Origin of the sequence: Chryseobacterium sp. Y16C (assembly GCF_022488405.1) — a bacterium.
GTDB classification, from domain to species: domain Bacteria; phylum Bacteroidota; class Bacteroidia; order Flavobacteriales; family Weeksellaceae; genus Chryseobacterium; species Chryseobacterium geocarposphaerae.
The window spans coordinates 3,378,371-3,390,898 of record NZ_CP092711.1 but is presented as its reverse complement, the minus strand read 5'-3'; the positions used below and the strand labels follow the sequence as shown (position 1 = coordinate 3,390,898).

8 protein-coding genes are annotated in these 12,528 nt (G+C 35.4%); 7 read left to right on the top strand and 1 reads right to left on the bottom strand.

Annotation, left to right across the window (positions count from 1 at the left end):
* Positions 1–4 precede the first annotated feature (4 nt).
* Positions 5–802, bottom strand: coding sequence for a DUF2797 domain-containing protein (locus tag MKS83_RS15270; protein ID WP_240580365.1), 798 nt, complete (start codon positions 800–802; stop codon positions 5–7).
* Between the two features lie 91 nt (positions 803–893).
* Here MKS83_RS15270 and MKS83_RS15265 point away from each other — a divergent pair, with 91 nt between their 5' ends.
* The 7 genes from MKS83_RS15265 (at position 894) to MKS83_RS15235 (ending at position 12,453) form a co-directional block, all read left to right on the top strand.
* Positions 894–1,925 (top strand): GDP-mannose 4,6-dehydratase, encoded by a 1,032-nt coding sequence (locus MKS83_RS15265; protein ID WP_240580364.1) that lies wholly within the window; start codon positions 894–896, stop codon positions 1,923–1,925.
* A gap of 130 nt (positions 1,926–2,055) precedes the next feature.
* Positions 2,056–2,277: a DUF2795 domain-containing protein gene (locus MKS83_RS15260; protein WP_027382805.1), complete on the top strand. Its 222-nt coding sequence runs from the start codon at positions 2,056–2,058 to the stop codon at positions 2,275–2,277.
* 124 nt (positions 2,278–2,401) lie between these two features.
* Positions 2,402–5,476: a preprotein translocase subunit SecA gene (secA, locus tag MKS83_RS15255; protein ID WP_240580363.1), complete on the top strand. Its 3,075-nt coding sequence runs from the start codon at positions 2,402–2,404 to the stop codon at positions 5,474–5,476.
* A 150-nt stretch (positions 5,477–5,626) separates the two neighbouring features.
* Complete coding sequence (locus MKS83_RS15250) at positions 5,627–7,807, top strand: TonB-dependent siderophore receptor (RefSeq protein ID WP_240580362.1); 2,181 nt, start codon at positions 5,627–5,629, stop codon at positions 7,805–7,807.
* A 41-nt stretch (positions 7,808–7,848) separates the two neighbouring features.
* Positions 7,849–9,054 (top strand): PepSY-associated TM helix domain-containing protein, encoded by a 1,206-nt coding sequence (locus MKS83_RS15245; RefSeq protein ID WP_240580361.1) that lies wholly within the window; start codon positions 7,849–7,851, stop codon positions 9,052–9,054.
* Positions 9,051–11,168: a TonB-dependent receptor gene (locus MKS83_RS15240; RefSeq protein ID WP_240580360.1), complete on the top strand. Its 2,118-nt coding sequence runs from the start codon at positions 9,051–9,053 to the stop codon at positions 11,166–11,168. The genes MKS83_RS15245 and MKS83_RS15240 overlap by 4 nt, the downstream gene beginning before the upstream one ends.
* A gap of 73 nt (positions 11,169–11,241) precedes the next feature.
* Positions 11,242–12,453, top strand: a complete 1,212-nt coding sequence (locus MKS83_RS15235) for a PepSY-associated TM helix domain-containing protein (RefSeq protein ID WP_240580359.1) — start codon at positions 11,242–11,244, stop codon at positions 12,451–12,453.
* The last annotated feature ends 75 nt before the right edge of the window (positions 12,454–12,528 follow it).

Here is a 12,528-nt window from a genome sequence, read left to right as displayed (position 1 = left end):
TTATTCAATTCCTCACATGCAGCTCTATCACGTACCCTTCATGGCCTCTTATATTGATAAAATTCCCTCCATCAAAACCAAGATATTGCCCTTTGATTCCGGTCAGTTTTCCTGTGAACTCCGGCTTTTTGTCTAAAGTAAATGAATTTATTTTCTCCGGCTTATCAAAAGGATAATCAAATTTCCAAAGATTTTCTCCTTCACTATAAAACTTCTGAAAGTCTTCAGGGAAATATTCTTTAATTTTTTGCTGAAAATCCGCCAAATCAACTTCGTCTTCAAAATCATCCTGAAGCATTTTTCTCCAGTTGGTCTTATCCGGAAGGTGTTCTTTCAGCGCTACTTCTATCATTCCGGCTTCATAGCGGTTTTCTGTTCTTGCAATGGGCAGTGCAAAAGTCGCGCCCTGATCAATCCATCGTGTAGGAATTTGCGTATTTCGTGTTACCCCTACCTTTACATCACCGGTGTACGCTAAATATACAGTATGTGGCTGCAACTGTATTTCTTTCTCAATCTCCAGATCTCGTTCCGCAATTCCCAAATGCGCCGTAGAAAGCTCCGGTCGAATGATTGTATCACTGGCATAAGGACTTTCAAAAAAGCAGCTTTTACAAAATCCCATTCTGTAAATAGGTTTATTCTCCCCACAATTAACGCATTGAAAACCTACATGCTTTATCGTTAATTCCTTCCCAAATAACTCGTTCATATGAATTAAATCTCCAGAAAGGTTAAGATAGTATTGAATTGGCTCATCATTGAAGCTCGTCATTTTTAAAATTTGCCCTTGAAACTGCATAATATTGAATAGTATTACTTTTTTAAGTAAATTTAATGAATTAAAATTTGAAAACTTAAACGTAAAGTTTTTGTAAAAGTAAAAAACTCAGATGAATTATCTTGTTACAGGAGGAAGTGGTTTTATAGGTTCCCATTTAATTGAACAATTATTAAAAAATGGACATTCTGTCATAAACATTGACAACTTCGATGATTTTTATGATTATAAAATAAAAATCAGGAATACTTTAGAATCTATTGGTAATAATTCTGATTTTGAGTTTTCAGATAGGGAAAGCGATTTAACAAAGCTTTCCTCTATTACAGAATCCTCTAATTATAAATTATATACAGAAGATATCCGGAACAAAAATGCCTTAAAAACTATATTTGAAAATCATTCTGTTGATCTTGTTGTGCACTTAGCAGCTTTAGCAGGCGTTCGTCCATCAATAGAGAGACCTTTAGAATATGAGGAAGTGAATATAAAAGGCACAATGAACCTTTGGGAGCTCTGTAGAGAATTTAATATTAAAAAATTCATTAACGCCTCTTCATCAAGCGTTTATGGGAACAATGAAAAAATACCTTTTACAGAGACTGACAATGTTGATCGTCCCATTTCCCCGTATGCTGCAACTAAAAGATGTGTAGAAGTTTTGGGTCACGTTTATCATAACTTATACAATATTGATAGTATTCATCTTCGCTTTTTCACTGTTTACGGGCCAAGACAAAGACCTGATCTTGCTATTTATAAATTTACAAAACTTATTACCGAAGAAAAGGAAATTCCTTTTTACGGAGACGGTAGCACTTCCAGAGACTATACCTATATTGATGATATCATTGATGGAATTTTGAAATCTATTAATTACATAGAAAGTAATTCAAACCTGTATGAAATTATTAATCTCGGGGAAAGTGAAGTTATCAGTTTAAATGAAATGCTTTCTTCCTTAGAAATTACCCTGAAAAAATCTGCCATTAAAAAAAATCTGCCAATGCAACCCGGAGATGTCCTTAAAACCAATGCAGATATTACAAAAGCGAAGACATTAATTGGCTATAAACCTGCCACCAACTTCCAAAATGGCATAAAAAATTTTGTGGAATGGTTTTTGAGAAATGACATTCAATAATCTCAATAACGGTTGCAAAACAGTTGTTAAAAGGAGAATGAACAAAAATTAATAAAAAGAGTTGAAAATCAAGTATAAAAAAGCATATAATATAAGCTATTTTTATACTTTTGCAAAAAATTAGAAAATTATGTACTGGACATTAGAATTAGCATCTTATTTAAGTGACGCACCTTGGCCGATGACAAAGGCAGAGCTTATCGACTACGCAATCAGAACTGGTGCACCGATGGAAGTAGTAGAAAATCTTCAGGCGATCGAAGATGAAGGGGAAATTTATGACGCAATCGATGAGATCTGGAGTGATTATCCTACAGACGAGGATTATCTTTGGAACGAAGACGAATATTAATTAAAGCATCAAGCTTTAAGCAATAGCTTAGAGCTTTTTTGCCCTTTTTAAATATCAATTTTGCACGATAAGTGTTATTAAAAACGCTTAAAGTATATCGCTTTAGGCATAAAGTAAAAATTTTATGAGTTTTTTAAACAAAGTTCTTAAGGGGTTTTTGGGAGACAAGAAAGCGCAGGACCTAAAAGAAGTAAAAAAAGTTGTAACAAAAATCAAAGCTGTTGAACCAGAAATTCAGCAATTGTCTGATGATGGTTTAAGAGAGAAAACTGCTGAGTTTAAAGAAAATATTAAATCTGCAATCAGCAAAATCACAGCTCAAATAGAACAGATTCAAGAGCAGATAAAAAATTCGACAAACGTTGATGAAAAAGAAGCTCTTTTTTCAAAGATTGAAGCTCTAAAGAAAGAATCTTACGAAATTGAAGAAAAAGTTTTGAGCCAAATTCTTCCTGAAGTTTTTGCTTTAGTAAAAGAAACAGCAAGAAGATGGGCTCAGAATGGAGAAATCCGTGTAACGGCTTCTGACTGGGACAGACAGTTGGCTGCTGCAGGAAAAGATTTTGTAGAAATTCAAGGAGATCAAGCAGTTTGGAAAAACTCATGGGATGCTGCCGGAACTCCAGTAAACTGGGATATGGTACATTACGATGTTCAGTTTATCGGAGGGGTTATTCTTCACAGCGGTAAAATTGCCGAAATGGCAACCGGTGAAGGTAAAACTTTAGTAGGAACGCTTCCTATTTTCTTAAATGCACTTCCGGGAAGAGGAGTTCACGTTGTAACGGTGAACGACTACCTTGCAAAAAGAGACTCGGCTTGGATGGGACCATTATACCAATTCCACGGAATGTCGATCGACTGTATCGACAATCACCAACCGAACTCAGACGGCAGAAGAAAAGCATACAATTCAGATATCACTTACGGAACCAATAACGAATTCGGTTTCGATTACCTGAGGGATAATATGGTAACTTCACCTTCAGAATTGGTACAAAGAGAATTAAACTTTGCGATCGTTGATGAGGTTGACTCTGTATTGGTAGATGATGCAAGAACACCATTGATCATTTCTGGTCCGGTTCCACAAGGAGACAGACAGGAATTTGATGTTCTGAAACCTTCTATCGACAGAATTGTTGAAGTTCAGAAAAAAACAGTTTCCACCATCTTTAATGAAGCGAAAAAACTAATCGCGGCAGGAAACACAAAAGAAGGAGGATTCAAATTGCTTCAGGCATACAGAGGTCTTCCTAAAAACAGACAATTAATTAAATTTTTATCGGAAAGCGGAAACCGTGCATTGCTTCAGAAAGTGGAAGCTCAGTATATGCAGGATAACAACCGTGATATGCCGATTGTAGATAAAGATCTTTATTTCGTAATCGAAGAAAAGAACAATCAGGTAGACCTTACAGACAAAGGAGTTGAATACATGTCTCAAGGAAACTCTGATCCGAATTTCTTTGTACTTCCTGATATCGGTACCGAAATCGCTGAATTAGAAGCTAAAAATTTATCTAAAGAAGAAGAATTTGAAGCTAAAGAAAAACTTTTCTCCGATTTTGCTGAAAAATCAGAAAGAGTTCACACGATGAGCCAATTATTGAAAGCATACACTTTATTCGAAAAAGATGATGAGTATGTTGTAATTGATGGTGAAGTAAAAATCGTTGATGAGCAGACAGGTCGTATCATGGAAGGAAGACGTTATTCTGACGGGCTTCACCAGGCGATCGAAGCTAAAGAAAATGTAAAGATCGAAGCCGCAACTCAAACTTTTGCAACCATTACCCTTCAGAACTATTTCCGTATGTATAACAAGCTTGCGGGGATGACCGGTACTGCTGAAACGGAAGCGGGTGAGCTTTGGGAAATTTATAAATTAGACGTTGTGGTTATTCCAACCAACCGTCCGATTTTGAGACATGATAAGCAAGACTTAGTTTATAAAACTAACAGAGAAAAATACAATGCTGTAATTGAAGAAATTGAAAGATTAACAGCTGCCGGAAGACCTGTTCTTGTAGGGACAACTTCAGTTGAAATTTCTCAATTATTATCAAAAGCACTTCAGTTAAGAAAAATTCCACATCAGGTTCTGAACGCGAAACTTCACAAAAAAGAAGCGGAAATTGTTGCCGGAGCAGGACATCCCGGAGTTGTAACCATTGCAACCAATATGGCGGGTCGTGGTACCGATATTAAACTAACGAAAGAGGTAAAAGAAGCAGGAGGTTTAGCTATTATCGGAACAGAAAGACACGATTCCAGACGCGTTGACAGACAGTTGAGAGGTAGAGCAGGACGTCAGGGAGATCCGGGTAGTTCTCAGTTCTATGTGTCTTTGGAAGACAACTTAATGCGTTTGTTCGGTTCTGAAAGAATCGCTAAAATGATGGACAGAATGGGCCATAAAGAAGGGGAAGTTATCCAGCATTCCATGATCTCCAAATCTATCGAAAGAGCTCAGAAAAAAGTAGAGGAAAACAACTTCGGAACCAGAAAAAGACTTCTTGAATATGATGACGTGATGAACAAGCAACGTGATGTTATCTACAAGAGAAGAAAGAATGCTTTATTTGGGGATCACCTGAAATATGACATCACGAATATGATCTTCGATGTTGCCAACTCTATTGTTGCAAAAGGAAAAGCTACAGGAAATTATAAAGATTTCGAATATGAAATCATCAAAACTTTCACGATGGAATCTCCTGTTTCTGAGAACGATTTCAAGAATAAAAATATTCAGGACTTAACAAATATTTTATTCAAGGCAGCTCAGGAAGATTATCAAATGAAACTGAACTTGCTTAAAGAAAAATCATTCCCTATCATTGAGAATGTATATCAGAATCAAGGTTCAATGTTTAAAATGATCCAGGTTCCTTTTACAGACGGTCATAAAACCATGACGATCGTTGCAGATCTTAAAGAAGCTTACGATACGCAGTGTGAAAGTTTAGTGAATGATTTTGAAAAGAATATCACTTTATCTATTATTGACGAAAACTGGAAACTTCACCTTCGTGAAATGGATGATTTAAGAAGATCCTCTCAGGGAGCCGTTTACGAGCAAAAAGATCCGCTGGTAATTTACAAACAGGAATCTTTCCACTTATTCAGTGAAATGATTGACAAATTGAATAAAGAAATTATTTCATTCTTATACAAAGGAGAAATTCCTGCATAAGAAAATAATTAATTCATAATACAAAACCCGCATCAATACAGATTGTTGCGGGTTTTTGCTATTTATTGTATAATAATTTTATGATAAATATCAATTATGAAATTTATTTAGAATAATTAAAAACAATATATTTGCAAAAATTTTTGTTTCATGAAAAATGTACTGATCTGTGCTTCGCTGTTGGGTTCTATGCTAACTTTTGCTCAGGAAAAAGATTCAACAAAGACTAAGAATATTGATGCAGTTATCATCAACACTTATATAAAAAAAGATTCTGACTTTTCAAATAAAATGTCTATCAAGGCCATCGAAGATCCGCAAGTATTTTCTTCAATAAATAAATCTGTTTTAGAAAATCAAGCCATTTTTACAGTTGATGATGCTTATAGAAACATTACAGGTCTACAACAAATGTGGAGCCCAACAAGCAGAGCCGGAGACGGTGGTTCTTTCATTGTTTTAAGAGGATTTCCATCCAATAACTCCATGAGAAATGGTTTAGTTTCTCCTGTTACAACAACAATTGATGCAGTAAACATTGAGAGACTTGAAGTTTTAAAAGGTCCATCAGGAACATTATATGGTAGTAACGTAGCTTCTTATGGTGGTTTGGTAAACAGAATAACTAAAAGACCTTTCGAAAATTTTGAAGGACAGGTAAGTTTTATGGGAGGAAGCTATAATACATACAGAGCACAAGCTGATATTAATGCACCTCTTACAAAAGATAAAAAATTACTTTTCAGAATTAATACTGCATATACCAACCAGGGAACTTTCCAAAAAACAGATGCAAAAAATTCATACTTTGCATTTACACCATCATTAACATATAATTTGAACGACAGACTTCAATTTAATATTGAATACGAAATGTTCAATACAAGAGCTATTGGGGATCAATTCTTCTTTTATTTAAATCCAGGATCATTGAATGGAATTGATAATATGAAAGATCTTGAAAAAGCTGGATTAGACTATAAACAATCTTACATTGGTGATGATTTATATACTACTGCAAGAGTAAATAATATCTTTGGCCAGATAAACTATAAGATTAATAACAATATTAAATCTTCGACTAATATTAATACTTCCAGCAGCTATTCTGATGGATTTGGCCCTTATTTTTCAGCATCGGTTGACACAACCAATAATGTTTCTGTAAGCAGATTTGATCAAGCTACAAGAGACAGCAGAAAAAAATATCTACAGATACAACAAAACTTTAATTTTGATTATTCTTTCGGGAACGGAATGAGAAACAGAACGGTTGTAGGTTTTGATTATCTTAAAACAAAAGATAGATCTCGTTACATTTATCTCGCAAATGGGGCTACTTACACAGTTCCTGCAAACGGAGGAGATTATTCAGACTTCAACGGAACTGCTTTAGGAGCGCTTTATGATGATCCTGCAAACATCAGCCATTACGATGTAGATGGAGATACAAATACTTACAGTGGATATATTTCAAACGTTTTCACACCAATTTCAGGGCTTAATGTTGTTTTAGGACTACGTTATGAAAGCAATGATTTCTTAGGGGGTAAAGTCTGGGTAAACAATACTCCGGCATATAATCAGTCTGCATGGTCACCAAAAGCAGGTTTAGTTTATCAGATCATAAAAGATAAATTCTCTGTTTTCGGAAACTATCAGAACAGTTTTAAGAGTAATGGCTATTACACGACTGATTTAGCAGGAAATATCGCACTTTCGGATCCTGAAAGAGCAAACCAGTTTGAAGCAGGTTTTAAAGCAAATCTTATCAATGGGAAAATCAATGCTACAGTAAGTTATTACGACATTAAAGTAAAAAATATATTACTTGGTACAGGACAATACACTGCTGCTGGTAACGCTGTACAAACTCAGGCAGGAGAAATTCAAAGTAAAGGATTAGAACTTGAAGTAAATGCTTATTTAATTAAAGGATTCTCGTTAATCGGAGGTCTCTCTTATAATGACACAACAGATTTAAGCACTGGTTTCAGACCAAACACAGCAGGATCTCCATGGCTAGCAAATTTTAATGCAAGCTACCAGTTTGTTGATGGAAGTTTAAAAGGTTTTGGTTTTGGAATCGGAGGAAACTATGCAAATGCTAATAAGATCTACAATCAGGTAAATCCGGCAACGACCAGATTCGAAATATTTACATTACCTAAATATTTTGTGTTAAATGCCAACGCATTTTATGATGCGAAAAAATTCAGAATTGGTTTGAAAGTTGACAATTTTACAAACCAACACTACTGGATTGGTTACACCACAGGAAATCCTCAAAAGCTAATCAATGCTTTGGGTACAATTACTTACAAATTCTAAAAAACCTAAAAGCTAGCCCATCAAAAGGTTAGCTTTTTACTATGAAGAAAAAACATCATCATAAGAAGAAACCTTCATGGATAAAAAAATGGTCAGCCAAACTGCATTTGTGGTTGGGCTTATCCGTTGGTCTGGTTGTTTTTATTGTTTCCCTAACGGGGAGTATGTATGTTTTCAAGGATGAAATACAGAACATTCTCAGAAAAGATGCAATCTGGGTTAAACCAGGAACCATTACACAGTCTCCAGTTCCCATTGCAGTCCTTAAAGAAAAAGTTTCTTTGGAGATCAATGAAAAATATCCGATCAGCTCGGTTGAGATTCCTTTAGATAAAAATAAATCTTACGAGTTTCTTTATTACGAAAAAGATAAAAAAGGCTGGAATTATTTTCAGGAAGTTAAGATTAATAAACTTGTCTATGTCAATCAATATACGGGGCAGGTTTTAGGCGTGTATGATGAAAAATATGACCTCTTCCCTATTTTAAAAGCCATTCACTGGAGTTTACTGTTAAAAACAGACTGGGGAAAATATGCAGTCGGAATTCCGGTAGTATTATTTATCATCATGCTCCTCACAGGGATTGTGCTTTGGTGGCCGAAAAATAAAAAAGCAAGAAGAGCACGTTTCTCTTTCGACTGGAAAAATGTAAAAACATGGAAACGTAAAAATTATGACCTTCACAGTATTCTAGGTTTTTATGTATCCTTTATCGCTCTGTTGATGGGCCTTACCGGAATCTATTTTTCCTATCCATGGGTGAAAAATGTATTCAATTTTACACTTTCTGGCTCTTTGGAACTTCCGAAAGAGAAAGATATCAAATCGCCTGACTCCCTTTTAGCAAAAAACCATTCAATTTATGATATTACGGCTCGGGAGACTAAAAACTTGTACCAGGAATCATCAAGCTTCAGAATTCCTTTAAAAGGAAAAAATAAAAAAGGAAAAGAATTAAAAAATATTCCTGTAACAGTCTATCAGAAAGAGGGAAGATTCAGTGAAAGAAGCCTGATTGTTTTTGATAAATATTCAGGGAAAACCTTATCAAATAAACCTCATCAAAGTCTTACTAATGCTGAGAAATATGCCAATGCCAATTATGATATTCATACAGGTTCCTATTTTGGACTGTTTGGAAAAATCATTTGGTTTTTAGCCGGATTGGTTTGCACATCATTACCTGTAACGGGTTTTTTGATTTGGTGGGGAAAATATAAAAAACAAGGAAAGAAGAAATCATGAAAAAAGCTCTTTTATCAGTAGCTTGCTTAGGATCTGTGGCTGTTTTTGCACAGAAAACAGATAGTTTAAAAACATCTAACGTTGAAGAAGTAGTACTTACTGCTTCCCGAAAAAAAGAAAATATAAAAGAAATTCCGAGCTCGGTAACGATTGTTAATCAGAAACTGATTCAGTCACAATTGACGGTAAATTCTGACATTACAAGCATTTTACAATATACTGTTCCGAGTTTGGCGACAAGTTCGGGACAAACTTCCAACACCGGACAAACACTGAGAGGCCGTCAGGTTTTAGTTTTAATTGATGGCATCCCTCAATCTACACCGCTTCGAAACGGAGCAAGAGATTTAAGATCAATCGATCCTTCAGTAATTGAAAGAATTGAAGTCATTAAAGGAGCGTCCTCTATTTATGGAAATGGAGCGGATGGAGGAATTATTAACTATATCACGAGAAAAAGCACTTCCGATAAAAAAATTTCAGGAATTTCTCAGGTGGGTATCACTGGACAACCTTACGGCGGAACGTTAGGTTTCAGAGCAAGCCAGCTACTTTCCGGAAATTTAGCTAAAAAGTTCGATTATGTGGCTTCGTTTGCCTATGAAAGAACGGGTTACATGAAAGATGCAGATGGTGTGAATTTAAGTCCGACATACAACCCCGCAAAAATGAATAACTACAACGGAATGCTGAAGTTAGGCTATAATATTAATGATAATCAAAGAATTGAAGCGTCTTACATTGGATATGCTTCAAAATCTGATTTAAATTTAGGGTTAAAAACAGGAAAATATGGTATCACTCCAACTATAGGTGAAGGCGTAGGAAAAAATCTGGAAACCACGCCGCAGGGAACTCCGAGAAATCATAACGTAAAAGTAAGCTACGACAATAAAAATATCTGGAAAGGAACTTCTTTGAATATAAACCTTTATATGCAGGATTTCAGAACGGTTTACGGATATAGCGATACTTTTTTCAACGGTGGTCAGTCCAATGTGATTTCCAAAAAATACGGGGCAAGAGCCAACTTTGATACCCAACTTTGGAACACTCAGAATTCTCAGGCAGAAGTTATTTACGGAGTTGATATTTTAAACGACAAGACTGTTCAGAAGCTGGAAGACGGCCGTTACTGGACTCCGGATATGAACATGACCAATATTGCGCCTTTCGCTTTGATTAAAATTGATTTATTAAAAAAGTTAACCATTAAAGGAGGTTTAAGATATGAAAATATGAAGGTAAAAGTCGGAGATTTCAACACGCTTTCGACAATTAAATCAGACGGAACTTTTACAAAGAGTATTTTCGTAACCGGAGGAAACTTAGAATATAATGCATTGGTGGGAAACATCGGAATTCGTTACAATATCAATCCGATGATCAATATTTTCGGAAGTTTTTCCCAGGCCTATTCAATCAACGAATTAGGAAGAATTTTGAGAACATCAACTTCTGACACCATCAGCAACCTGGAAACAAAACCCATCATCGTTAACAATTATGAGCTGGGAACAACAGGTCAAATTACAAAATGGCTGAACTATGAAGTGACTTCTTACGTAAGTACTTCCAAATTAGGAGCAACTTTTATCCAGAGCCCGGACAGAGCCTTAACGATTCAAAGAGCACCAGAAGTAGTGTATGGAATTGAAGGTTTTTTACATTTTAATCCTGCAAACTGGATCAATTTCGGAGGAAGCTATAGCTGGATGGAAGGGATTACTTCTCCTAAAAACGATGGCGACTACTCCACAAAAATCAATAACAGCAGAATATCTGCACCTAAAGTTTTAGCTTATGTTCAGGTAAAACCGATTCAGAAAATATCTATTGGATTAGATATGCTTCATACTTTCGGACAGGACAGGTTTGAACCCAATGCCAAAACCGGCCTGTATGTATATGGCGAAGGAAAAGTTCCTGAATACACGATTTTTAATTTTAAATCAAGCTACGATGTCAATAAGAGCTGGAAAGTATCTCTGGGTATCGAAAACCTGTTTAATACAATGTATCAGCCCGCAATTGCATGGTGGACCACAAGAGATGCTGACTTTACCAATTCTTTAGGAATGAGGGGTACTTTTATGGTTGAATACAAATTTTAGTACAATTCATTTTTTAATTTATAAGTATTCTAAATAAAAATTAAAACTTATCTTTGCCCAGTCAAAGGAAACTATGAAGAAAAAACATCATCATAAAAAAAAGCCAAGCTTAGTAAAGAAATGGACAGGAAGACTGCATTTGTGGTTGGGTCTTGGAGTTGGGTTTCTGATCTTCATTATTTCCATTACCGGAGCATTGTACGTTTTTAAGGATGAAATTGAAAACTTTACCCGTAAAGATGTCATTTATCACAACGAGCAGAATATAGAGCAGAAACAGGTTCTTCCAATCCGTGTTTTGGAACGTTCGGTGGCGGATCAGGTGAAGGAAAAATATCCTGTTCATTGGGTAAATATTCCGATCGACAAAAAGATGTCTTATCTTTTTTATTGGTATGAACACAATCCGAAAGGCTGGAATTATTTTGATGAATTTCCTATCTACAAAGTAGCTTATGTTAATCCCTACAACGGAAAAGTTTTAAGAACGTATGACGAGAAAAACGGATTCTTCCAGATCGTAAAAATGATCCACTGGAGCTATCTTTTGAAGCAGGAATGGGGAACCTATCTTGTGGGAATTCCTGTTATTATTTTTATCATCATGCTGATTTCCGGAATTATTCTTTGGTGGCCTAAAAATAAAGCTGCCAGAAAACAGCGTTTTTCTTTCAGATGGCAGAATGTAAAAAGCTGGAAAAGAAAAAATTACGATCTTCATAATATCTTAGGGTTTTATGCATCCATTTTTGCTTTAATATTTTCCTTAACAGGATTGTTCTATGCGTTTTTCGTAGTTCAGGCTGCATTTTATTTCATCTTTTCAGGAGGAAAAACAGTTTACCCTGACTTTTCATCCATTAAGACTAAAGCTCCGATCGAGATGAGAACAGAAGGAACTTTAGATAAAATCAGCAATACCGTTAAAGCAAAATATCCGGATTCTTATGGTTTCTCTATTGATCTCGGACATGAACACATGGATGATCATGAACATCCGAATTTTGAAGTTTATGTAAAACACTTATCATATTCTTACCACAAAAGCAGCAGCTTGATTTTTGATGAAAACTCAGGAGAATTGCTGCATACTCATGACATGAAAGACAAAAATTTTGGTGAAAAAACAGTTGGAGCCAACTATGATATTCATGTCGGATCCATTTTAGGACTTCCTACCAAAATCATTGCTTTTATTGTAAGTTTGATATGTGCCTCATTACCAGTCACTGGCTTCATGATCTGGTGGGGAAGAAGAAAAAAGAAAACTCCTAAAACCGTTTAAAACTTTTTTTAAATAAATATGTGCTTAATCGTCTAATAACTAAGATCTTTTTTATAATTTTAGCCTTTTAGAATT

Bases quoted from the DNA above. Each gene is read 5' to 3' on its own strand.
- MKS83_RS15270 (WP_240580365.1), bottom strand. From the start codon at position 802: ATGCAGTTTCAAGGGCAAATTTTAAAAATGACGAGCTTCAATGATGAG.
- MKS83_RS15265 (WP_240580364.1), top strand. From the start codon at position 894: ATGAATTATCTTGTTACAGGAGGAAGTGGTTTTATAGGTTCCCATTTA.
- MKS83_RS15260 (WP_027382805.1), top strand. From the start codon at position 2,056: ATGTACTGGACATTAGAATTAGCATCTTATTTAAGTGACGCACCTTGG.
- secA (WP_240580363.1), top strand. From the start codon at position 2,402: ATGAGTTTTTTAAACAAAGTTCTTAAGGGGTTTTTGGGAGACAAGAAA.
- MKS83_RS15250 (WP_240580362.1), top strand. From the start codon at position 5,627: ATGAAAAATGTACTGATCTGTGCTTCGCTGTTGGGTTCTATGCTAACT.
- MKS83_RS15245 (WP_240580361.1), top strand. From the start codon at position 7,849: ATGAAGAAAAAACATCATCATAAGAAGAAACCTTCATGGATAAAAAAA.
- MKS83_RS15240 (WP_240580360.1), top strand. From the start codon at position 9,051: ATGAAAAAAGCTCTTTTATCAGTAGCTTGCTTAGGATCTGTGGCTGTT.
- MKS83_RS15235 (WP_240580359.1), top strand. From the start codon at position 11,242: ATGAAGAAAAAACATCATCATAAAAAAAAGCCAAGCTTAGTAAAGAAA.